This window comes from Phytopseudomonas argentinensis (assembly GCF_900113905.1).
GTDB classification, from domain to species: Bacteria; Pseudomonadota; Gammaproteobacteria; order Pseudomonadales; family Pseudomonadaceae; genus Aquipseudomonas; species Aquipseudomonas argentinensis.
The window spans coordinates 23,323-46,821 of record NZ_FORC01000009.1 but is presented as its reverse complement, the minus strand read 5'-3'; the positions used below and the strand labels follow the sequence as shown (position 1 = coordinate 46,821).

18 protein-coding genes and 1 other RNA gene are annotated in these 23,499 nt (G+C 60.9%); 9 read left to right on the top strand and 10 right to left on the bottom strand.

The window, feature by feature from the left end; translation table 11 throughout:
• The first annotated feature begins 615 nt into the window (after positions 1-615).
• Together aroQ and BM154_RS23355 are read left to right on the top strand one after the other, a co-directional pair.
• Positions 616-1,056, top strand: a complete 441-nt coding sequence (gene aroQ / locus BM154_RS23360; RefSeq protein WP_074890251.1) for a type II 3-dehydroquinate dehydratase — start codon at positions 616-618, stop codon at positions 1,054-1,056.
• Positions 1,057-1,059: 3 nt separating this feature from the next.
• Positions 1,060-1,917: a shikimate dehydrogenase gene (locus BM154_RS23355; RefSeq protein WP_074890249.1), complete on the top strand. Its 858-nt coding sequence runs from the start codon at positions 1,060-1,062 to the stop codon at positions 1,915-1,917.
• Positions 1,918-1,951: 34 nt separating this feature from the next.
• On the opposite strand, the gene BM154_RS23350 is transcribed toward BM154_RS23355, so the two are convergent.
• Both BM154_RS23350 and quiC read right to left on the bottom strand, forming a co-directional pair.
• Positions 1,952-2,635, bottom strand: coding sequence for a TetR/AcrR family transcriptional regulator (locus BM154_RS23350; protein ID WP_074890246.1), 684 nt, complete (start codon positions 2,633-2,635; stop codon positions 1,952-1,954).
• A gap of 71 nt (positions 2,636-2,706) precedes the next feature.
• Entirely contained in the window at positions 2,707-4,614 is a 1,908-nt protein-coding gene (gene quiC, locus BM154_RS23345) for a 3-dehydroshikimate dehydratase QuiC (protein WP_074890243.1), read from the bottom strand.
• 570 nt (positions 4,615-5,184) lie between these two features.
• Here quiC and BM154_RS23340 point away from each other — a divergent pair.
• Positions 5,185-6,561, top strand: coding sequence for an MFS transporter (locus BM154_RS23340; RefSeq protein ID WP_074890240.1), 1,377 nt, complete (start codon positions 5,185-5,187; stop codon positions 6,559-6,561).
• Between the two features lie 56 nt (positions 6,562-6,617).
• Here the strand turns inward: BM154_RS23340 and BM154_RS23335 are convergent, their stop codons facing one another.
• Complete coding sequence (locus BM154_RS23335; protein WP_074890237.1) at positions 6,618-7,499, bottom strand: DMT family transporter; 882 nt, start codon at positions 7,497-7,499, stop codon at positions 6,618-6,620.
• 955 nt (positions 7,500-8,454) lie between these two features.
• On the opposite strand from BM154_RS23335, the gene BM154_RS24065 reads away from it, so the two are divergent.
• The 4 genes from BM154_RS24065 to BM154_RS23310 all read left to right on the top strand — a co-directional run bounded on the left by BM154_RS24065 (position 8,455) and on the right by BM154_RS23310 (position 11,564).
• The gene (locus BM154_RS24065) at positions 8,455-9,270 is read left to right on the top strand and encodes a hypothetical protein (RefSeq protein ID WP_139225513.1); all 816 of its coding nucleotides are present in this window, start codon (positions 8,455-8,457) and stop codon (positions 9,268-9,270) included.
• 348 nt (positions 9,271-9,618) lie between these two features.
• A complete protein-coding gene (gene rnhA / locus BM154_RS23320; RefSeq protein WP_074890229.1) occupies positions 9,619-10,122 on the top strand; it encodes a ribonuclease HI in 504 nt (167 codons plus the stop codon).
• A gap of 81 nt (positions 10,123-10,203) precedes the next feature.
• Positions 10,204-10,437, top strand: coding sequence for a hypothetical protein (locus tag BM154_RS23315; RefSeq protein WP_074890227.1), 234 nt, complete (start codon positions 10,204-10,206; stop codon positions 10,435-10,437).
• 395 nt (positions 10,438-10,832) lie between these two features.
• Complete coding sequence (locus BM154_RS23310) at positions 10,833-11,564, top strand: hypothetical protein (protein ID WP_139225512.1); 732 nt, start codon at positions 10,833-10,835, stop codon at positions 11,562-11,564.
• Between the two features lie 263 nt (positions 11,565-11,827).
• On the opposite strand, the gene BM154_RS24510 is transcribed toward BM154_RS23310, so the two are convergent.
• The 4 genes from BM154_RS24510 to ffs all read right to left on the bottom strand — a co-directional run bounded on the left by BM154_RS24510 (position 11,828) and on the right by ffs (position 13,391).
• The gene (locus BM154_RS24510) at positions 11,828-12,286 is read right to left on the bottom strand and encodes a tyrosine-type recombinase/integrase (protein ID WP_244157268.1); all 459 of its coding nucleotides are present in this window, start codon (positions 12,284-12,286) and stop codon (positions 11,828-11,830) included.
• On the bottom strand, positions 12,214-12,762 hold the full coding sequence (locus BM154_RS24505; protein ID WP_244157266.1) for a phage integrase SAM-like domain-containing protein: 549 nt from the start codon (positions 12,760-12,762) through the stop codon (positions 12,214-12,216). Before BM154_RS24505 ends, BM154_RS24510 begins: the two co-directional genes overlap by 73 nt.
• A gap of 152 nt (positions 12,763-12,914) precedes the next feature.
• Positions 12,915-13,214: a DUF6538 domain-containing protein gene (locus tag BM154_RS24500; RefSeq protein ID WP_244157264.1), complete on the bottom strand. Its 300-nt coding sequence runs from the start codon at positions 13,212-13,214 to the stop codon at positions 12,915-12,917.
• 80 nt (positions 13,215-13,294) lie between these two features.
• Positions 13,295-13,391: signal recognition particle sRNA small type (ffs, locus tag BM154_RS23300), an RNA gene on the bottom strand.
• Positions 13,392-13,947: 556 nt separating this feature from the next.
• Here ffs and BM154_RS23295 point away from each other — a divergent pair.
• Together BM154_RS23295 and BM154_RS23290 are read left to right on the top strand one after the other, a co-directional pair.
• Positions 13,948-14,226: an HU family DNA-binding protein gene (locus BM154_RS23295; RefSeq protein WP_073268992.1), complete on the top strand. Its 279-nt coding sequence runs from the start codon at positions 13,948-13,950 to the stop codon at positions 14,224-14,226.
• 121 nt (positions 14,227-14,347) lie between these two features.
• Positions 14,348-16,060: an OPT family oligopeptide transporter gene (locus BM154_RS23290; RefSeq protein ID WP_074890221.1), complete on the top strand. Its 1,713-nt coding sequence runs from the start codon at positions 14,348-14,350 to the stop codon at positions 16,058-16,060.
• Positions 16,061-16,268: 208 nt separating this feature from the next.
• On the opposite strand, the gene ligA is transcribed toward BM154_RS23290, so the two are convergent.
• The 3 genes from ligA to smc all read right to left on the bottom strand — a co-directional run bounded on the left by ligA (position 16,269) and on the right by smc (position 23,280).
• Entirely contained in the window at positions 16,269-18,635 is a 2,367-nt protein-coding gene (gene ligA / locus BM154_RS23285) for an NAD-dependent DNA ligase LigA (RefSeq protein WP_074890219.1), read from the bottom strand.
• A 99-nt stretch (positions 18,636-18,734) separates the two neighbouring features.
• The gene (zipA, locus tag BM154_RS23280) at positions 18,735-19,565 is read right to left on the bottom strand and encodes a cell division protein ZipA (protein WP_074890216.1); all 831 of its coding nucleotides are present in this window, start codon (positions 19,563-19,565) and stop codon (positions 18,735-18,737) included.
• A 226-nt stretch (positions 19,566-19,791) separates the two neighbouring features.
• Positions 19,792-23,280 carry a chromosome segregation protein SMC gene (gene smc / locus BM154_RS23275; RefSeq protein WP_074890213.1) on the bottom strand — a complete coding sequence of 1,163 codons (3,489 nt, stop codon included), beginning with the start codon at positions 23,278-23,280 and terminating at the stop codon, positions 19,792-19,794.
• Positions 23,281-23,499 lie beyond the last annotated feature (219 nt).

The following is a 23,499-nucleotide window of genomic DNA, read 5'->3' as shown; positions in this document are numbered from 1 at the left end:
ACTTGTGATGCTGATAATCTTGCGATCAGTCAGTCTTAACCCACAAGCACCCACACGAATTGCTTGATTCAGTTGTTAAAGAACGGTTGGCTGAGTCTTTCGTCTCAACCGAGGCGCGCATCTTACAGCACCCTCATTTGCTGTCAAGTTGTTTTTGAAGAATTTTTTCTTTCTTCTCAACACCTTGCAGCGCCCGACCAGATCATCTTCTCTCCAGCGGGAGGCGCATTCTACAGCGTTACAAACCGCTGTCAACACCCTCTTTACCGCCTTCGATCAAACCTGATCGAACCACCAACAGAGCCACTCAAACCACCCTGTCGATGCCGGCGCATTCTACTCGAATTCGCCGTCTGTGCAACCCTTATTTTCGTCTAACTCTTTGTTTCCAAAGGAGTTTTCAGATCAGGCTGCGCCGGAAGTGGTGCGCATTATAGGCCCCCACATTTTCTGGTCAACCGTTTATTTTCGATTTCTTGCGAAATGGATCGGTGCGCGATAATCGAACGCTTTGCCTTCTACTTATACAGGTAGCTAGTTGACCAAATTAACCAGTTAGTACATTTTTTACAGGCGCCATCACAGGCTGGCAGCACAATAACAACGGGAAGCACCATGGCTCCGATCATTCTCATCCTCAACGGCCCGAACCTGAACCTGCTTGGCACTCGCGAGCCAGCCACCTATGGTCATGAGACCCTGGCCGACCTCTCCAGGCTGTGCGCGGAGACTGCCGAGGCCCTGGGCCTGGCTATCGAGTTCCGGCAGACCAACCAGGAAGCCGAGTTGATCGACTGGATTCACAAGGCTCGTGGCCGCTGCGCCGGCATCGTGATCAATCCGGCAGCCTGGACACACACCTCAATCGCCATACGCGATGCGCTGGTCGCTTGCGAGTTGCCGGTAATAGAAGTGCATTTGTCCAACGTGCATAAAAGGGAAACCTTTCGCCACCACTCCTTCGTATCCCCTATCGCTCTGGGCGTGATCTGCGGCCTGGGCAGCGGTGGCTATCGCGCAGCCCTGCAGCACTTCAGCCACTTCGTTAAGGAATAACCCATGACCAGCACTACCCAGGGCATCCTGGCCGGCCTTATCGGCGCCGGCATCCAGGCTTCGCGAACCCCCGCCATGCACGAGCATGAAGGAGACGCCCAAGGCTTGCGCTACTTATATAGGCTGATCGACCTCGATCAATTGAAGCTCGATAGCGGCGCCCTCCCCGACCTGTTGAGCGCTGCCGAGCGCATGGGCTTTACCGGGCTCAACATCACCTTCCCCTGCAAACAGGCAATCATCCCCCTGCTCGATGAGCTCTCAGATGAAGCGAGGGGCATCGGGGCAGTCAATACGGTTGTGTTCAAAGACGGCAAACGTATTGGCCATAACACGGACTGCCTGGGTTTCCTGGAAGGTTTCCGGCGTGGCCTGGGTGACGTGCCGCGCCACCAGGTCGTGCAAATGGGTGCAGGCGGTGCAGGCGCAGCAGTTGCTCACGCCCTCCTGAGCGAAGGCGTGGAGCAATTGAGCATCTTTGACGTTGAGCCCGCGCGCGCCCAGGCACTGGCTGCCAGCCTGAACAAGCACTTCGGCTCACAACGTGCTCAGGCGGGTGGCGACCTCGCCTCGGCAATGGCGAACGCGGATGGGCTGGTCAATACCACGCCGATGGGTATGGCCAAGCTTCCAGGCATGCCGATCCCCAAAGAGCTGTTGCGTGCCGCCCTCTGGGTAGCCGAGATCGTTTACTTCCCGCTGGAAACCGAGCTGCTGCGTGAAGCGCGAGCCCTTGGCTGCAGAACGCTGGACGGCGGCAACATGGCGGTATTCCAGGCAGTGAAAGCATTCGAACTGTTCAGCGGTGTTGAAGCGGACGCGCAACGCATGCTCGACCACTTCCACAGCATGAACGCCTGATGCACGTGGGCCGGCGGCAGATCAACCGGCCCTTTCACCGCATGATGTAACGCAACACCGCTTCGCAGATCATGGTCTTGTGGCGCTGCTTGACCTGCTCATCCGGTAGGTCGATCTGGAAGATCTCACCGAAGGTATGGCGGTTGGACACTCGATAGAAGCAAAACGAGCTGATCAGCATGTGCACGTCAACGGTGGTAAGCCCCTCGCGAAACAGGCCTTCCTGCTCTCCCCGCTTGAGCGTTTCCTCAAGCGCCTGCAGCACCACATCACTCATTCTGCGGATTTCCGGCGACTGCTTTACGTATTCGCCGTAATGAATGTTCTCGATACAGACGATGCGCACGAAGTCCGAATTACGGTCGTGGTGATCGAAGGTGAATTCGACCAGCCGGCGGATGGCATCGGGCGCGGCCAGTTCACCGAGATGCAGGCGGTGCTCCGTGCTGCGGATATCGCCATACAACTTCAATAGCACCTCGACGTAGAGCTGCTCTTTGCTGCCGAAGTAGTAGTAGATCATGCGCTTGGAGGTCGCCGTACGTTCGGCGATGGCATCGACCCGTGCGCCTGACAACCCTTGCTGAACGAACTCGGTGATGGCGGCCTGCAGGATATTCTCCCGTGTCTTTTCCGGGTTGTTCTTGCGAGGCTTGCGCGGCGGCGCTGCGAGTTCCGGGCTTGCAGCCTCAAGGGTGGTGGTCATGGAATCACTCATCTTGGCGCTCTTGTTATCGTGGCTGACGCAAAGCGGATGCCGCTATTGGCCTGCATCCGCCCAAACACAGCTTACAGCTTCGCCGGACGCACGCTACCACTGCGTGCCTTGGCCATAGCCGCGAGGCGAACGGCGACGTTGGCGGCACCATAACCGACGTAGCCATTCTTGCGCTGAATGATCTCGAAGAAGAACCGTTCCTCGAAGGCCTCGGTGTACACGTGAAACAGCTCGCCGCCCTGAGCATCGCGATCATAGAGCACGTTGTAGTAGGCCAGTTCGCTAAGAAACTCGTCATCGAAATCGAAGCGCGCGGCCAGGTCGTCGTAGTAGTTGAGGGGAATGTCCAGCAGCGGAACACCGGCCTCCTTGGCCCGCTCGACCTCCTTGAAGATGTCCTCGCAGGAAAACGCGATGTGGTGCACGCCCGAGCCGCGGTAGCTCGACAGTGCATGGGCGATGGCGGTGTTGCGGTTTTCCGAGATGTTCAGCGGCAGGCGAACCGAGCTGCAGCGACTGCGCAGCGCGCGACTTTTCACCAGGCCGTAGGGATCGGGCAGCACAACCTCGTCGTCGGCCTCGAAGTCCAGCAGACTCTTGTAGAACAGCACCCAGCTGTCGAGACTTTCGGCAGGCAACGCCAGCGCCATATGGTCGATACGCTGCAGGCTTCCGGGCGGTACCGCGGCGGGGTCCAGTTTGAAGTCGCTGTCGTAAATGGTCTGCCCCGCCTCGGCCTGGTCGACCAGGTAGATGAGGCTGCCATCGGGGGCGCGCATGGCGGGAATCTCCCGTTCGTTGGGGCCGACCAGTCCGCGATACGGATGGCCCCGGTAGTCGACAGCGCGTTGCAGCGCCGCGGCACTGTTCTTGACCTTCAGCGCCGTGGCGCACAGCGAAGGGCCATGGGCTTCGAAGAAACCGTGGGCAAAGGAATACGGCTCGGCATTGAGCACGATATTGATATCGCCCTGACGCAGCAGGCTGACGTCCTTGGAGCGGTGCTCGCCGGCCTTGGCGAAGCCCAGCCGCTCGAGCCAGCCGGACAGCTTGGCCCCGGCCGCCTCATCGACGGCGAACTCGAGGAACTCCACACCGTGGTAACGGCTGGCTGGCGGCGTGTCGAACAACAGGTCTAGGTTCGCTGCCTGGGCATCCCCTGCCAGTAGCTGCCGGGTCTTTTCTTCCAGATAAAGAAGCGAGCGTAGCCCGTCAACAGCATTGGCGCGCGGCGGAGCGGCGCGGAAGCCATCGTTAAAGATTTCCAGCGACAGCGGACCGGTATAGCCGGTGCGGATGATCGGCGCCAGGAAGCCCGGCAGATCGAACTCGCCCTGGCCCGGGAAGCAACGGAAGTGGCGACTCCATTCCAGCACGTTCATGGCCAGCAGCGGTGCATCGGCCATCTGCACGAAAAAGATCTTGTCGCCCGGGATCTCGGCGATGGCCGCCGGATCGCCCTTGAGCGACAGGGTATGGAAGCTGTCGAGGATCACCCCGACCGCGGAGTGATCAGCCTGACGAACCAGATTCCAAACCTGCTGGTAAGTATTGACGTGGCGCCCCCAGGCCAGTGCCTCGTAACCGATACGCAGGCCGCGTGCGCCGGCTCGCTCACCCAACAGGCGCAGGTCATCGACCAGAATGTCTTCATCACCGAGCGAGTCGGCCGCGACGTTGCTGCACACCAGTACCAGGTCGGTGCCCAGCTCCTGCATCAGGTCGAACTTGCGCTCGGCGCGGTCCAGATTGCGCTGCAGGCGATCACGGCGGCAGCCTTCGAAATCGCGGAAAGGTTGAAACAGCGTGATGGCGATGCCCAGATCGGCGCACATCTTGCGCACATCTCGCGGGCTACCTGCGTAGTACAGCAGATCGTTCTCGAAGATTTCCACGCCATCGAAGCCGGCAGCGGCGATGGCTTCGAGCTTCTCCGGCAGGGTGCCGCTCAGCGAGACGGTAGCAATCGAGCGATGCATGCTTTAGCTCCTTGTAGATAACGACCTCTGCGGATCGTGCAATGGCCTGGATCCGGGAGCGGCGTAGCCAACACGGCGTTCGAGCCTGGGGTCAGCCATGCCGCTCCATCCCCTGCGGCGTATTTGCAGGGCTTGAAGCGATTATTCGCGCGCCCAGGTGAGTCAGCAATGTAAAGTGTACGAACTAGTTAGTATTTAGTGCGGTTATCGAACACTAGGCGGTTTAGTGAATTGACCCTATTTCACGGTTTGCAACACCATGCCCTCACAGCAGTGTGAAGCACCTGTTGGCGGGCTGGTAAACAGCCCCGCTTCAGCCATAACAATTTCAATAAGAGTACGCCCATGCTCACTTCCAAGCCTTTGCATACCCGCCTACCATTCGCACGCTTTTTGGCACCTACCCAGCCAACTGCGTCCGCGTCCGTCAAACCCTGACACGCGACACTCCGCTCGATAATCCTGAAAGCGGGTCGACCGGTGCCATCCCCAAGGCCGGTCACCTCGAGCTGTGGCCAGCCGCATCCCGGTGCCGCTTCGCTCAGCACGCTAATAACAACGGAGACCATGATGGCTAAGCCCTCGAATTCACAAGCCAAGAAAGCCACTGCCAGCGGCTGGGTCGGTTCAGCGCTGGAGTACTACGATTTCTTCATCTACGCGCAAGCTGCCGCGTTGATCTTCCCGCAGATCTTCTTTCCCAACACCGACCCGAAGATGGCCATCGTTGCCTCGTTGGCCACTTATGGCGTTGGTTACCTGGCCCGCCCGGTAGGCGCCTTTGTTCTCGGCCACTGGGGCGACACCCGCGGTCGCAAGAACGTGCTACTGCTGTGCATGTTCCTGATGGGCATCTCGACCATGGCCGTCGGCCTGCTGCCGACCTATCACGACATCGGCTTCCTCGCTCCGGCCTTGCTGGTCGTGCTGCGTCTGATCCAGGGGTTTGCCGTAGCCGGTGAAATCTCGGGAGCCAGTTCGATGATTCTCGAACACGCCCCATTCGGGCGACGAGGTTTCTACGCCAGCTTCACGCTGCAGGGCGTGCAGGCCGGCCAGGTGCTTGCCGCTGCCGTGTTCCTGCCGCTGGCCTACTTCATGCCGAGCGAAGCATTCAACGACTGGGGCTGGCGAATTCCTTTCCTGCTCAGCGCCTTCGTGCTGCTGGCGGGGTTCATCATCCGCCGTGAAGTCCACGAGACACCGGCCTTCGTCAACGAAGAGAACAAGCAGAAGATCGCCAAATCGCCGATCTCCGAAGCGTTCAGCACCAGCTGGCGGACCATGTTCCTGGTCATGGTCATGGCCCTGATGAACGTGATCCCGGTGGTGGCCACCATCTTCGGTGCCGCTTACGCCGTGCAACCGGCCTACGGAATCGGCTTCGACAAGAGCGTTTATCTGTGGATTCCGGTGGTGGGCAACATCGTCGCGGTGCTGGTGATCCCCTTCGTGGGTAACCTTTCCGACAAGATCGGCCGCCGCCCGACCATGATCACCGGTGCACTGGGCTCGGGTCTGCTGGCCTTCGGGTACCTGTATGCAATCAGCATCAGTAACGTGCCACTGGCATTCATCATGTCGCTGCTGATGTGGGGCGTGGTCTACCAGGGCTACAACGCGGTGTTCCCGAGCTTCTACCCGGAGCTGTTCCAGACCCGCTACCGCGTATCGGCCATGGCCATCGCCCAGAACATCGGCACCATGCTCACCGCCATGCTGCCTGCAGTATTCGCCATGGTGGCGCCGCCCGGATCGGACAACATCCCATGGCTGATCGGCGGCCTGGCATTCGGCATCACCTGCCTGTGCGCCATAGCTGCCTTCATCGCGCCGGAAACCTACCGGATCCCGATGAGCGAACTGGGCAAGCCGGGCGCCAAGCCGATGGACAAGGCCGAGTACGACGCCGCCCGCACCAGCAGCCTGAACGACACCACGCATTGAGCGGCGCACAGGCGTAAAACAAGAAGGCCTTCGATGGGCCTTCTTGCATTTCGGGGTCAGCGCTTGCGGCGCTGCTGGTAGGCCGCGGCCAGGCCGCTCAGGCAGATGATTGCGATACCCACCTTGGCGCTGGTCTCGGGGTCATGGCCGAACACCAGCAACCCGAGCAACCCCGCGAAAACGATCTGGCAATAACCAAACGGAGCCAGCAGCGCCGGTGCGGCATGGCGGAACGCCTTGGTCAGCAGCAGATGAGCGAACATGCCACACGCCCCGAGCGCCAGCATCAACGGCAAATGGTGCCACTGCGGCAGTTGCCAGAAGAACGGCACCAGGCAGCTCATCAGCAGGGTATTGAGCAAGCCTGTGAAGAAATTGCTGGTGGTTGGCGTGTCGTACTGGCTGAGCAGGCGCGTGAGTATCTGATAGGCCGCGAAGCAGCTCGCCGAGCAGAGCGGCAGCAGCACGGCCGGGGTGAACAGATCGCCACCCGGATGCACGATGATGAGCACCCCTACGAAACCCACCAGCACCGCAGCCCATTGCCCGCGGCTGACATGCTCCTTGAGCAGGGGTACCGACAGCGCGGTGACGAGCAGGGGGGCCAGGAAATTGACCGCCGTCGCTTCGGCCAGCGGGATATACAGCAGGCCGCTGGTGAAGAACAGGCTACAGCCCAGCAGACAGACCGCGCGCAATGCCTGCAACCCTGGCCGCTTGCTGCGTAAAACCCGCAAGCCCGACTGGGGCAGAAAGATGCCCGCCATCAAAAGGGTGTGCACCACATAACGCGCCCACACCACCATGACCACCGGATAGAAGCCGGACAGGTATTTGGATAGTGCGTCATGGCTGGCGAACAGGAAGGTCGCCAGGACCACCAGTGCAATACCTTTGAAAGGATGGTTGACGCCTGACAGCGAACTCGGGGTGCTCATGGGGATTCTCGTGATTCAGACGTCGTTATCGGTAGCAGACTAACTATCTAGGCGATCCACCGCCATCGCAGCTTTCAGTATGGGTCATGCTGGCGGGTCGAAGCGCTTCCATGACACGCAGACCTTACTAATGCCGTTGCACCGGATCCGGCGCCTGCCCTGCAGGCTTAACGGAACATTGGCCGGTAGGACAGCGCAACAGCCTTACCAAGTCACAATCGCCATCATCGGGAAAACCGTCACTCGTCGCGCGCCTGGCGTTAAATCTCCGCCATGCCATGCGGCCGCGGCTTAGCCACGTCGCCCCGCTGGGCATAACCCAGCCATGATGGTTCCATGCACTGCAGATCGTCGCGATGCGCATCCAAGTGGTCGTCCAGCAGCGTGCAGCTGTCATCTCGAACCTGCGAACCACGTGTACGGTCTTACCCGGCGAAATTAGCGGCAGGCGTGCCTGGCCGGGTCATTGGTGGCGACAGGCACCTCGCACGCGCGGCTCGAGACGCAGGATCTCCACGACGAGCACGCTGATACAGGTGGCGGGTGCTCAAGGGTTTAGCGAGGCAGCTGGATATCCGCGACCAGCGCAAGACGGTGCTCATCCTTATCACCGACACTAAGGCCCCTGGCCTGTGAGCGCACTCAGCGACGAACAAAGAGCAAGCAACACACCACCACCCCGAACCTGGTGCGATTCCATATGCACCTCCGGCGTGACCATACGCAACGCCTGACCCAGCTCGCCAACGCTCTTGCCAAACGCAAAGGCCGCGATGTCCGATTGGGAGAAGCCCTGGAGCTTGCCCTGACGGCAGGCTTCGCCTGGGACGACACCGATCTCTTAGACCTGGCGCCTTCCGACAAATCGTCCCCTCATTGGCTCGCGCTCGGCCCCGTCAATCGCCATGGCGGAGTAGCCTTGACGCCAGCAACGCTGCGTCGATGAGGGCAGACCATGAATACCCCATTGAACACGAACAGCACGCCCATAAGCGCCCCTACATCATCGGCAGGAGCCACATCACTTAACCTGATGACGCCTTCTCAGATTGCAGAGCTGTCTGCAAGGATCGAAGCCAATGCCGAGCTTTGGATTCAGTGCAACCGGCAGACAAAGACATATACCTCCAACAGCAGCAAACCAACCCCGAGCAAGACATCAACAAGGAGTGCGGGCAGACCGGCTAAATGCATCCACAACCCTTTTTTCGGATTCCTCGGACCTCAGACAGGCTATGGACGCTACCCGTACTTCAGCCAAGAAATTGTCGAGGGCATCGCACGACTGGACTGGCACGACCGGCCTATTGGCAAGGGAGGCTCATCCAAACCGCTGTCCGTTCGCTCAATGATGATGATCCTTGAGTCATGGGAGACCATCACCACCGAAGGCGTGGCAGCAGTCATCGGAACAAAGGAGCGCCAGGCCCAGCGTTATGTTAAGGCTATCGAGTTGGCCATCCCGTTCCTAATGAAGTCCCGACCCAAAAGATTGGTCTTCGACATGGATTTGCCCGAGGATGAATTCGTTAACGCAGTCTACAGTCGACAGCTTCAAGACAAGCCTTGTGAGCTGGAGGCTGAGATGGGCCCCGCACCCGCTGAAGACATCGCAATCCTGCGTCGAGACCTAGGAGATGACGCCTTCCAAGACTGGGTAATTAACGCCGCATACTATAAAGAAGACTCCTTCAAAGACCTCCCTGACACTGAAAAGGGCAGGCGTGGCACAGGCAGTAGCGAAGCTGCTGCATGGGGCCGTAGAGCCTGACCAGCAATCACGTTTAACCAACGATGTAGTTGGTCGTAGTCCCCCCCCCCCACAAATCCTCCGCTGATTTGACTCACTGTGATTGACCACTACTGAGATTGACACATCAGACCACCTCGTTTGTTGGTCGGTCTCAGAGGGAAGCCGACAGCAGCTCGCTGCGCTTCGCTACTGCCAACTCCCACGACCGCCCTTTATGCCCGGTCAGGTTGGTCTGACGCACCACCTGTATCTATGTCGGGAGTTGATTCATCCCTGTCGCCCTATCACTCGCCACTCTTCGGTCTTGCGGTCTCACTCTGAGACTGCCGGGTAGGGGCACCCAAAACTCACCATTAAGGAAATTACATGAACACCCGTACCTACATCGCCTTCACTGATGGCGCCTGCCTCAACAACGGAAATATCCTCGCCAGAGGTGGTTGGGGAGCGGTCATCCGTAACGCTGATGGCGAAACCCTGGAAATTGCAGGGCCGCTAGACGATGGCCTGCACCCGACCAACCAGCGAGCAGAGCTGACGGCAGCTATCGAATCACTAAAAGCGGTCAAGACCTCGTCTGCAATCACCTTGGTTAGCGACAGCAACTATGTCGTCAAGGGCATCACTGAATGGCTCCCAGGCTGGAAATCCAGGGGCTGGAAAAAGTCCGACAAGAAGCCCATAGAGAACGCTGACCTATGGCAGCAGCTCGATGCCCTCCTCAGCCATCATCAAGTTTCCGCTCAGTGGGTCAAGGGCCACAGTGGTCATCCAGATAATGAACGGGCAGACGCCCTAGCTGCACGCGCAGCTGAGTTTCAAAGGGCAAGCAGGCAGAGGCTGCCCAAAGTCGTAACCGTCGTCGCGTAACTCCATCATGTTCGATCCAGACCAGAAACCGGGTCTGGGTCGGCCTGCCTGCCTGCGCCCCTGCTGTTTTCGTGCGCAGGGTTGTCCCTGGCCGACCTGACCGCGCAGGGCCTTACCGCCCACCTGCAGAAAGTCGTGCTGGACATCATCGTCGACGAACAGATGGCCAAGTTCGAGGAGACCCTACCCGAGCGCCTGGAGACCCACGTAAAGGCCATCACGCTGGGCCACATCGAGCACATCCGTAACCACCTCAAGCTGGCCGACGAAATGACCTTCCGTATCGAAGTGAACATGGAGGAGGTACAGCCATGAGCGCCGCGAAAAGCATTCTGAAGCAGTTCAACAAAGCCGTAGCCAAGCTGGCGACTACAACTGCAACGAAGCCAGCGTCAAAATCGACCAGGCCGATGCTCTCGACCTCTTGGCAGAACAGCTCTTGAATTAAGCTGCAGCGGCTGACAAAGCAGCAGCTCGCCCGAAGGACATCCTGGATGCGCGGGCATGAGCAACCTCCAGACCTATCAACCCGGCGTAGCAGCCTATTGTCAGCAAGGCAGTTTGATTGATGAGGCAAAGGATTGGCATATATCAAGTGCGACTCGCTTTGCAAATGCCGAAAGCCGCTATGACTGGAAGACCATTTGTATTTCGCGTGCTGGCGCTCCAATGGTAGATTCCACCCTTAACTCTCGGGAGCACCGAACGAAATGCTCAGATTATGGATTCGAGCCAACTGCAGTGGGAATGAAGATAAGTATAAAAATTTTAAAATGCAAAATAACGTCAAATGCACCCAGGCCTGTCTTTTGAGCAGCCAATACCTTGTAGTGGTCTTCAGACTGCTCAAAATCTCCTTTTTAGTTGTACTCCTTTCACCCGCAGCATGGGGCGCCTTGGACATCGATCAAGAAAGCCAATTGAGGAAATCAGCTGATGCAGAGCTGATAGCGGTAACCAGCCGCCTGACCCCACTACTAGAGGCACTTGGGGATACTTCGGCCCTGTCGTTGAGCGAATACCTTACTAGAGCCGATGAAGCGCTTGATCAAATAGAAACGTCTATTGCCCGTCTCTCGGCCATGGAGTCGAAGGCAGAGTTTCTTAACAATCATTTGCAATACGTCAGAATTTCCCGTGATGTTGTCGTACATGCAAAACTCGGAGTTGGCGAATTTGTCGACTACAATAATGCCAAGAAGAAACTGACGGCGGCCGAGCTACAATCTGAGTCGCCACATGAATATATAAGAACGCAAGCGGACATTGAGAAGAGGGAGGCTTATAAACGGCTTATTATTCTAGCGGATAATCAAACAGATATACGCCTTAAGTTTCGAATGGCTTTAGCTGATCTCCGGCATGCTACAAGCGACTTAGAGGGCAGTCCTCCAGGGGCCGTTATAGATTTAGACGTTATTTCTAGAGCAGAGAATAAATAAAAACCTGTCTCGCCGATTTTATGCCCGGAGGCTAGCGTATCGAACACAGCGCCGAGGTGAAATTACTGGAATACCAGCGCTGACCTCATGACATAGCTAGGCACCTAGCAACAGGAAACCCGCACCAGCCAGGGCAAGGAGCATCAAATAAGACCGCCGCATACAATGCTCACTTCCAGACGTGAAAATGGACTCTACTCGACCTCCGACGCCGGCTTCCAAGCCATTGGCGGGCACTGAGAACAGCAGCGCACGTCGACAGCTCAAAAGACGTCATAGACGATCATTTCAATTACCGGCAGCAGCGACTCAGGCTTGAATTCCTTCCCGTATCGACTGAACGTAATGCCACCTGTTTGATGCCCAAGAATTCCACCGACTAAGGACTCCGCAACACCCTTCTGCTTCAAGTGGGCGGCCAACGTATGCCTGAAGCTGTGGAAGTCCTTTTTGCCCTCGAAACCCAATTGCGACCTGACACGTGTGAACCACTTGGACGGTGCGGCACTGTAGCCGTGCTTCTTGTGGAGAGTCAGCTCACGAAAAAGGCGGGCCTGTCCCAATTGCCGCTGGCTCTCGACGTACTCCAGAAACCCCAACGCCTTGAGCCGCGAATGGATCGGAATCAGCCGTTCGGAGCTGTCGGTTTTTATCTTCTGGTCATGAGCAGCGCTGCGAACGTGGAAACAGTCGATCCCATTGACGACGACAATGTCATCCACGCGTAGCTGGCAAAGTTCATTGAGCCGGGCACCGGTGTATAGCCCAGCAGGGGAAGCCAATACTGATTCGGCTTTGGCCCGTCCTTCGGTGCGTATCTGGTCTTATCGAACAACGCTCGCAGGTCGGCATCGCTGAACGCCTGCCGTTCCTGGCTGACTTTGCCCCGCCGCTTCACCCGCAGGCCATCAAAGGGGTTCTTGTCGCAGTACCCCTCCCGTACCGCATAGGTGAACACAGTGGTCAGATTTTTAACGTAGTTATTGAAGGTGGTCAGGCTGATGGTTGTCTCTGCCTGCGCGATAGCCTCCTCCAATGTAGTCACTGAAAGCTGGTGCATGCGTGGCGGCAGCTTCAATGCAGTCTCACGAAAGCGATGCGCTTCCTGTCTGGTAATCAGGTTGATGGGCTGGTCGCCGATGATGCGAACCAGCAGCGTTGCAACTGCCCGCTTGTCATCCAAGGCCTTGATCGACACCCCCTCCCGTGCCCGCTCTCGCAGATGCTCATCGACCACTTCCGAAAACCTGGGGGTCAGTTTTGGTCGATCCCTCACCAAGGCTATAGGAGCTGCAACACGAGCGTTTGAAGGCTGGGCTCTGGGGTTGCCTATCATTGACTCGAAACTGCTCACCAATTGCTGCTGGCGAAGCCAGGAAGCCAACTGGCTACCCGCTTGCCGCCTGCATCCCAGGCACCACACAGCAACTCCAGCGGCGGTTTTCTGCCCTGGAACGCTTCAGTGAACAGCCGCTGCACCTGCAGCAATAGCTCCCGGCCACGGATAAGCGCCTCGCGTCGACAACGGGTCTGCAGCGACCTGCGTATCTCGCGCTGGACAAACAATGGGCGAATGACATCGGGCACCACGATTCGGAAGTAAAAGACCGAATGGCGCGAAAGCAGAAGGTAGGATGGAACGGTAGACACGGATGTATCACTCCTTGTACCACTACGTGGTCTGGAGCGAAAAACCGTTGAGAATCAGTCACTTAAAGGACTGGAGGCGATCCTGCCAGCCACACCCCGGCACACAATGTTCCCGCTGTGGCTGCTTCCTTCCGGATCTGACCAGGTTCACGGGTAATCGTTGCGGGGGGACCGGCAGGACCACCATAACGCAGCTCGCCATGCAGCGAGCCGGCGCCATTGTACCGGCTTGCGCCGAACTTACAACTGCTTCAAACACTTAGCTCGCCAACGCGAGGCCAAAAGTGGCCGTGCCGGAGCAGTTGACGCAGGCCGAGGCACAACTTCGGCAGATGTTCACTGCGTTTGCATGCTGGCCGAGCACCCTGCGCCGCCCGGTTGGCAAGGATGCCGCCAGCCACCACGCTGCAACCTTGATGCGGCTCTGCCGTGCGCACGCTGGCACTGCCCTGGCGGCGTGTCGCTCGCGGGCCCGGCGACGACCCGACGCGCCGGCTTCCGTCGCCTGCGCCCCAAGGCAAACCGAGGCAGCTGGCTTGCTGCAAGGGATAACAAGCCCTGGGGGCGAGCCAAAACGGCTGTGAATGCCCGTAATTGAGCACTGTGATGGGAATTAACCAGCGGCAGGTAGGTCACAATGAAGCCTGACCGACCGGGCAGAACCGCCCGACCGGTCACCCATGATGCACGGGCATCATTCAATGCCAGTCTTTTCATCCCAAGGAGCTATCACATGGCCATTACCAAAGACCAATTGATCGGTGACATCGCCGAAGCCATCGACTCGCCGAAGACCACCGTTCGTGCGGCACTCGACCAGCTGAGCGAGATCGTCAGCGACGCATTGGAAAATGGTGGTGAAATCACCCTGCCGGGTATCGGCAAACTGAAGGTCAGCGAGCGCCCGGCCCGCACCGGCCGTAACCCGCAGACTGGCAAGGCCATCGAGATCGCTGCCAAGAAGGTCGTGAAGTTCGTACCGGCCAAGGCGCTGACCGACGCGGTCAACTGATCGACCAGCGAGGCGTCGCACGACGCCTCGCTGCCTCCCCGCGACACGCTCCCCTCGTTAACACTGAACCCCTGCCTGCCTGCTGCCTCAAACGACGACACCCGTCAGACGCAGGTTCGTCATGCCCGCCGACCGCGAACTCACTTTCCGCGCCCTGTCCTCAGGCGTGCTGCTCGGCGCCTTGCTGACGCCGTCGAACATCTATTCCGGCCTGAAGATCGGCTGGTCGTTCAACATGTCGATCATTGCCCTGCTGGTCAGCTACGGCATCTGGCGCAGCCTGGTGCGCTGGCGTCTGGGCACCGCCTGGAGCATGCGCGAGAGCAATATCAACCAGACCACCACCTCGGCCGCGGCCTCGATCATCTCAGGAGGGCTGGTGGCGCCGATCCCGGCCTATACCCTGCTCACCGGCCAGCAACTGCCGACCCTGCCATTGGTGGCCTGGGTGTTTTCGGTCAGCTTCCTGGGTATCTGGGTGGCCTGGTACCTGCGCCGCAGCATGGTCGAAGACACCCGCCTGCGCTTCCCGGAAGCGGTCGCCACCCTGGAAACCATGCAGCAGGTCTACAACCATGGGCGCGACGCGATGCAGCGTCTCTGCGTGCTCGGCGCCGCCGCCGTGCTTGGCGGGTTGGTCAAATGGGCTGATACCTTCGTCTTCGCATTGCCGCGCTGGTCGCCCAGCGTGCAGCTGGAGCGGCTGACGTTCAACCTCGATCCGTCACCACTGCTGATCGGCTTTGGCGGCATCATCGGCATTCGCGTCGGCCTGTCGCTGCTGCTTGGGGCGCTGATTGCCTGGGGAGGCCTGGCACCCTGGCTGCTGAGCAGCGGCCTGGTCGCGCCGGGCAGCGAAGCCAGCGGCCCGCAATTCGCGCCATTGGTGGAATGGCTGTTATGGCCAGGGGTGACACTACTGGTCTGTGCCACCCTGACCGCCCTGGCCATACGCTTCGTGGCCAGCCGGCGGGCAGCCCGCGCGCCTGGTAAAACGCCGCGCCAGGCCCCGGCGAAGCTGCCACTGCTCATGCTGACCCTGGCCTCGCTACTGGTGCTGACGCTACAGGTCTTGCTGTTCGATATCGACCCGCTGATGGCACTGCTCAGCGTGCCTCTGGCGGTCGCCCTGGCCTGCATGGCGGCGCGGGTGGTCGGCGCGACCGGTATTCCGCCGATTGGCGCTACCGGGCAGCTGTCGCAGCTGACGTTCGGGTTGATCGCACCGGGGCAGATCAGCGTCAACCTGATGGCCGCCAATACCGCGGGAGGCGCAGCCGGCCAGTGTACCGATCTGCTCAACGACTTCCGGGTGGGCCACGCCATCGGCGCCAAGCCCTACAACCAGTTGATCGCCCAGTGCCTGGGTATACTGGTCGGCAGTATCGTCGGCGTGCTGGTCTACCAGATACTGATTCCCGATCCCCAAAGCATGCTGATCACCCAGCAATGGCCGGCGCCGGCCGTGGCCACCTGGAAGGCGGTTGCCGAAGTGCTGGGCTACGGCCTGGACTCGCTCGACGCCAGTATTCGCTGGGCCATGCTGATCGGCGCACTGTGCGGCGTGGTGTTCGGTGTACTGGAAGCGAGCCTGCCGGAGCAGTCGGTGTTCGCCCGGCTGCTGCCCAGTTCAGCGGCCTTCGGCCTGGCCTTTATCATCCCGGCGTCGATCTCGCTGATGATGGCCATCGGTGCCCTGCTCGCCTGGGTGGTGCAGTCGCGCTGGCGCAGCCTCGGCGAACGCTTCACCATTGCCGCCGCGGCTGGCCTAGTGGCCGGGGAAAGCATCGTCGGGGTCGGGGCGTCATTCTGGATGATGCTGGCCGGCGGTTGATGCGTGGGCAGCGTTCAGCCGTTTAGTCGATGGGTTGCACCCATCCTACAAGCTGTGACCTGGAAATGGGCATCACACCATGCGGGAACGGGCGGAGGCGCCCGCTCCACACAGGTGATTCGCGGGGATGGCCCGCTCCCACATAAGTGGATGCTCAATCCAATGCTGCGCCCTAACGCTAGCCAGGCGTAGCGCGCCAGTTACGCCCCTAGTCGGCAGCGATACCGTACTCACCCAACCTGGCGATAAAGGTCTGCTCGTCGAGCACCGGTATGTTCAGCTCGGTGGCCTTGGCCAGCTTCGAACCCGCCCCGGGGCCGGCTACCACGCAAGTGGTTTTTGCCGACACCGAACCGGCCACCTTGGCGCCCAGGCTTTCCAACTTGTCCTTGGCGATATCGCGGCTCATCACTTCCAGGCTGCCGGTCAGCACCCAGGTCTGGCCGGCCAGCGGCAGGCCTTCGACCACCTTTTTCTCGCTCTCCCAGTGCATGCCGAAATCACACAGCTGCGCTTCGATCGCTCGTGCGCGCTCGGCATTTTCTGCCCTGGCAAAGAACTCGCGCACCGACTGCTTGGCCTTCTCGTTGAGCCCCTTCATGGCGCTCAGGTCGAGCCAGTCGGCGGTGATCACCGCGTCCAGGGTCTTGAAGCGCTCGGCCAGGTTCTTCGCGCCGGTTGCTGCGACAAAGGGAATGTTGAGCTTGTCGAGCAGCCCACCAAGGGTCGTGCTGGCAGCGAACTCGGCCGCCAGTTCGCCCTGGTCCTGCAACTCCAGGCCACGCTCGAGCAGCTGCTTGATCACCGTCTGGTTGTGCTCGTCCTCGAAGAAGCTGTGGATTTCGTGGGCCACTTCCAGGCCGATGTCCGGCAGGTAGGTCAGCACTTCGGGCAAAGCCTGGGTAACGCGCTCCAGCGAGCCCAGGGAGCGCGCCAGCACCTTGGCGGTTTCCTCGCCCACATCAGGAATGCCCAGAGCGTAGATAAAGCGCGCCAAGGTCGGGCGCCTGCTGTCGGCGATGGCTTCGAGCAGCTTGCGGCTGGACACTTCGGCGAAACCTTCAAGACCGACGATCTGCTCGAATTCGAGGGTGTAGAGGTCGGCCGGCGAGCCGACCAGGCCTTCGTCGACCAGTTGCTCGACGCTCTTCTCACCAAGGCCCTCGATGTCCATGGCGCGGCGCGAGACGAAATGGATGATCGCCTGCTTGAGCTGGGCTGCGCAGGCCAGGCGGCCGACGCAGCGATACACGGCGCCTTCGCTGACCGTTTCGCGGCCCTTGCTGCGCTTGATCAGCTGGGTGCGCTCGACTGCAGAGCCACAGACCGGGCACTGCTCGGGCACCGCGACCGGGCGAGCGTCCTCGGGGCGACGTTCGGTGACCACCTGCATCACCTGGGGAATCACGTCACCGGCGCGGCGGATGATAACCGTGTCGCCAATCATCACCCCCAGGCGCGCCACTTCGTCCATGTTGTGCAGCGTCGCGTTGGCCACCGTCACACCCGCCACCTTGACCGGTTTGAGACGCGCCACCGGCGTCACCGCGCCGGTACGGCCAACCTGGAACTCCACGTCGAGCAACTCAGTGAGCTCCTCCATGGCCGGAAACTTGTGGGCCACGGCCCAATGCGGCGTGCGCGCACGAAAGCCCAGCTGCTGCTGGTCTTCGATGTTGTTGACCTTGAACACCACGCCGTCGATGTCATAGGCCAGGCCCATGCGCCGTTCGCCGATATCGCGGTAGTATGCCAGGCAGTCTTCGATGCCCTTGGCGAGTTTCAACTCGGGGCTGATGGGAATGCCCCAGGTCTTCAGGCGCTGCAGCATGCCGACCTGGGTCGGCGCCGGCTCGGCACTGTGCTGGCCGAGGCCATAGCAGCAGAACTCAAGCGGCCGGCTGGCGGTGATCTTCGAGTCCAGCTGGCGTAGGCTGCCCGCCGCTGCGTTGCGTGGGTTGGCGAAAGTCTTGCCGCCGATCTCGGCCTGGGCGGCGTTGAGGCGTTCGAAGCCAGCGCGGGACATGAACACCTCACCACGTACTTCGAGCACATCCGGCCAGCCAGTGCCGTGGAGTTTGAGCGGCACGTTGCGGATGGTGCGCACATTGACACTGATATCTTCGCCGGTGGTGCCATCGCCGCGGGTGGCGCCGCGCACCAGCTTGCCGTCACGGTACAGGAGGCTTACCGCCAGGCCGTCGAGCTTGGGCTCGCAGCTGTATTCGACTTCGGCGCCGGCACCGAACAGATCGCCGCCCCGCAGGCCCAACCCGCTCTGCACGCTGCGGTCGAAAGCTCGCAAGTCGTCCTCTACGAAGGCATTGCCAAGGCTCAGCATGGGCACTTCGTGGCGCACCTGGCCGAAGGCGCTGAGTGCTTCGCCGCCTACGCGCTGGGTCGGCGAGTCGGGTGTCACCAGCTCCGGATGCTCGGTTTCAAGCGCCTGCAGCTCGCGAAACAGGCGGTCGTATTCGGCGTCCGGCACACTGGGCTCGTCGAGCACGTAATAGCGGTAGTTATGGGCGTCCAGTTCGTTACGCAGTTCGAGGATACGTTGGGCAGAATCTTTCATGCGGGTCATTCTCGGCGGGCCACGGCCAGGGCACAGAAACGAAAAACCTCAAGCCAAGCGCTGGGCTTGTAGCTTGAGGCTCGTCGGTGCCGCTTTCTTTCAGCGTTTTTGCGTCAACAGACGGCGTTCGTATTCGACGATGCGCTGACGGTAATGTTCGATGGTTTGTGCAGTCAGCACGCTGCGCTGATCGTCCTTGAGTTCGCCATTGAGCTCATGGGCCAACTTGCGCGCCGCGGCGACCATCACGTCGAAGGCCTGTTTGGGATGGCGCGGGCCGGGTAGCCCCAGGAAGAAGCTCACCGCACGGGTGCTGAAGCCTTCGATATCGTCCAGGTCGAAGGTACCGGGTTTCAGCGCATTGGCCATGGAGAACAGCACTTCGCCGTTGCCGGCCATGCTCTCGTGGCGGTGGAAGATGTCCATCTCGCCGAAACGCAGGCCGCTTTCCAGGATGTTCTGCAGCAGCGCCGGGCCCTTGAAGCCCTGCTCGTCGCGGGCAATGACGTTGATCACCAGCACTTCGTCGACCGGCGGCAGATCCTTGTCAGCTTGCTTGCTGGAGGCGCCAGCGCGGTCGTCGCGTTCATCGTCCACCGGGCTGAGCAGCGTCGGTACCGGCTCGTCGCTGGCCAGATCCAGGTCACCCTGACGCGGCTCGCTGCGACGGCGGCTGCTGTTGACGTCACGCGCGCTCATCGACGGCAGATCGTCTTCGTCCAGCGAGGGCTCATGATTGCGCTCCACCACCCTGGGCGGGCTGAGCACGTCGGGGTCACCTTCGTCATCGGGCAGATTGGACACGTTACGATCCAGTCGGAACTTCAGCTTGCCCTTGCCACCGCGCATCCGCCGCCAGCCATCGAAGAGGATGCCGGCGATGACGATGATACCGATGATGATCAGCCACTCGCGTAGACCGAATTCCATGAAATGTCCTGACCCCTAAAGCAAAAATTGATGAAAAAAAGGCGTCCCGGCCCCTGCTGATGACCCTGAAACGTGGCGCCAACTCCATGTTCTGACTGGCGTTTTCCCACGCACAACAAAAGTGGGCGTTAAGCTAGCACGACGAAAGGCAACTTTACACCGGCAAAACGCTGTAAAACCGCCGCCGCGGCCTGTTTTTACGCGACAAAATCCTTGTTTGGCCCTCTCAAGTGTCCACCATCGCCAACGCCTCTTCGACATCCACCGCCACCAGACGCGAACAGCCGGGTTCGTGCATGGTCACGCCCATCAACTGGTCGGCCATTTCCATGGCGATCTTGTTGTGGGTGATGTAGATGAACTGCACGGTCGCCGACATCTCCTTAACCAGCCGCGCGTAACGCCCGACGTTGGCATCGTCCAGCGGTGCGTCCACCTCGTCGAGCATGCAGAACGGTGCCGGATTGAGCTGGAAGATCGAAAAAACCAGCGCCAACGCCGTCAATGCCTTCTCGCCGCCGGACAGCAAATGAATAGTGCTGTTCTTCTTGCCCGGTGGACGCGCCATGATGGTCACCCCGGTATCGAGTAGATCTTCGCCGGTGAGTTCCAAATATGCGCTGCCACCGCCGAAAACTTTCGGGAAAAGCGCCTGCAGACCGGCGTTGATCTGGTCGAAGGTTTCCTTGAAACGGTTGCGGGTTTCCCGGTCGATCTTGCGGATGACGTTTTCCAGGGTGTCCAGCGCCTCGACCAAGTCGGCGTTCTGGGCATCCAGATAGCGCTTGCGCTCGGATTGCTGCTGGTATTCCTCGATGGCCGCCAGGTTGATGGCGCCAAGGCGCTGGATGCGCGCGGCCATCTGCTCCAGCGCCTGCTCCCAGGCGCTCTCGCTGGCGTCTTCGGGCAGCGTGGCAAGCACGCCGTGCAGGTCGTAGCCGTCCTCCAGCAGTTGATCCTGCAGAGCCTTGCGGCGCACGTTCAGCGACTGCCACTCCAGACGCTGCTGCTCCAGCTGCCCGCGCAGCAACTGCGCCTGCTGTTCGGCCTGGGTACGGCGCTTCTCGGCGTCGCGCAGCTCGCGGTCGGCGTCTTCCAGGGCCAGACGCGCCAGGCGCAGTTCCTCTTCGACGCCCATGCGCCGCTCGAGCAGCTCTTCGAGCTTGAGGCGCAACTCTTCCAGCGGTGCGGCGCCCTCTTCCAGATTCAGGTCCAGTTGCTCGCGCTTTTCGGTGAGGCGCTCGGACTGCAGCTCCAGGCGCTCCAGGGCCTGGCGCGTGGAGTCATGCTGAGCGCGCAGCGAGCCCAGGCGCACGGCCAGTTGGTGAGCGTGATCCTTGTGCTGGCGGGCTTCCTGGCGCACCCGATCAAGCCGCTCGCGCAGGGCGTCGCGGCTGGCCAGCAGGCTTTCGCGCTGCTCGGTGTCCAGGGCCATGCTGTCCAGCGCATCCTGCAGGTACAGGCGCGCCTCGCCCAGCTGCTCGGTTTCCATGGCACGCTGCTCGGCCAGTTCCTGCTGCTCGGCCTCGATGCGCTTGCGGCGCAGCACCAGTTGCTCGGCCTTGGCCTGCCCCGCTGAGAGGCGCGCCTTGAGCTCGCCCAGGCGGCGCGCCTGATCCTGCAACTGGCGGCGCTGCTGCTCACGTAATTCTTCTTCATGACGCTGGCGCTCGCGCAGGGCCTGCATGCTGTCATCGAGCAGCGCCAGCGAGGCTTCGCGCTCTTCACGCTCCAGGCCCAGGCTCTCCAGTTCCTGGGCACGGGCCAGCACGCCGCTCTGCGCCTCGCTGGCACGCCGTACGCGCAGGAAATGCCGACCTACCCAATAGCCATCGCGGCTGACCAGGCTTTCGTCGGGCGCCAGGCTGGTTCGCTCGGCGAGGGCCTGATCAAGGCTCTCCACAGGGCGCACGCGGCCCAGCCAGGCCGCGAGATCCACCGGGGATTCGACCTTATCGAGCAGGCTGCCGGGCATGCGCAGGCCATCGCCAGCCGCCGATACCAGGCGCAGCTCGCCCTGCTCCAGAGCGGCAAAGTCCAGCCCACTGAAATCATCCTGCAGCACGGCCTGCAAGTCGGCGCCAAGCACGGTTTCCACCGCCAGCTCCCAACCGGCCTCCACCCGCAGCCCTTCGGCCAGGCGCGGGCGTTTGTCGAGGCCGTGCTCACGTAACCACTCTGCCGTGCCTTTGCCAGGATCCAGCGCAGCCTGCTGCAAGGCTTCCAGGGAAGCGAGGCGACCATCGAGACGCTGCAGTTCGCCCTGGGCCTGCTGCTGGGCCTGGCCGGTTTGCTGCAATTCATCACGCAGTTGCTGCAGGCGCTCGGCCTGTTCGGCCTCCTGCTCCTGCAATTGTTCGAGACCCAGCTCACCGACCGCGATCTCTTCGCCCAGCTCGATGATCGCCGCATCTTCCGGGTCGGCCGCCAGTTGCTGCAGCTCATCGCCCAGACGCCGCTGGCGTTCGGCGAGGCGCTCCAGGCTCTGCTCCAGCTGCTGGATGCGTGACTGTTGCACCTCGGCCTGGCGACGCGGCTCGGCGCTGCGCTGGTTGAAGGCGTCCCACTGCTCCTGCCAGCCGTGCATGCCGGTTTCGGCTTCTTCCAGCGTCGCAGCGGACTCTTCGGCAGCAGCGGCGGTGATTTCCTGCTCGGGCTCGAGCATCGCCAACTCTTCGCCCAGGGTCGCCAGCAAGGTGCGGTCATGGCCCAGGTGCGATTCGGTTTCCAGGCGCGCACGCTCGGCTTCGCGCAGGTCGTCCTGCAACTGGCGCAGGCGCTGCTGGCCGTGCTGGATACTCTGCTCCACCCGGGCAATGTCGCCGCCCACCGAATAGAAGCGCCCCTGCACCAGGTTGAAACGCTCGGACAGCTCGTGGTGCCCGTCACGCAGCCGCTCGATGCTGGCATCGGCATTACGCTGCTCGGCCACCAGCGCCTCGAAGGCGATTTCCTGGTTGCCGATCACCGCCTCACGCTGGCCAACCTGCTCGTTCAGCGTCTGCCAGCGCAGCGCAGTCAGCTGGGCTCTGAACTGGCGCTCCTCGGCCTTGTATTCCTGATACTTCTCGGCGGCCTGGGCCTGGCGGTGCAGGCGTTCGAGCTGGCGCTCCAGTTCTTCGCGCAGGTCGGTCAGGCGCGCAAGGTTTTCCTGGGTACGGCGGATGCGGCTCTCGGTCTCGCGGCGGCGCTCCTTGTACTTGGAGATCCCCGCCGCCTCCTCGATGAAGTTGCGCAGCTCCTCGGGTTTGGCCTCGATCAGCTTGCTGATCATGCCCTGCTCGATGATCGAGTAGCTGCGCGGCCCCAGGCCGGTGCCAAGGAAGATATCGGTGATGTCACGACGACGGCACTTCACGCCGTTGAGGAAATAGGTGTTCTGGCTGTCGCGGGTCACCCGGCGACGGATGGAGATTTCCGCGAAAGCCGCGTACTCGCCGGTCAGGGTGTTGTCGGAGTTGTCGAAGATCAGCTCGATGCTGGCCTGGGTCACCGGCTTGCGGGTGTTGGAGCCGTTGAAGATGACATCGGTCATCGACTCGCCGCGCAGGTTCTTCGCCGAACTCTCGCCCATCACCCAGCGCACCGCATCGATGATGTTGGACTTGCCGCAGCCGTTGGGGCCGACCACCGCCGCCATGTTGCTGGGGAAGTTCACCGTGGTAGGGTCGACGAAGGACTTGAAGCCCGCCAGCTTGATGGATTTCAAACGCATGGGCGGGCACTCGCCGAGACGGCAACCAAGTTGGCAGGGAGGTCAGCGGCGCACAGCGTCATATAGGTCCTTGAGGCGCGATGCTTGGGGAGCGCAAGGTTCTGGCCATTGGCCAGAGGGGGCGGGAGTTTAACACAGCAGTGCAGCGAAGCTGAGCAGCGCATGCACACAGGGAACGCCGCCGCTTCGCTGGCATCCAACCGCCAGGCCAGGCGACCG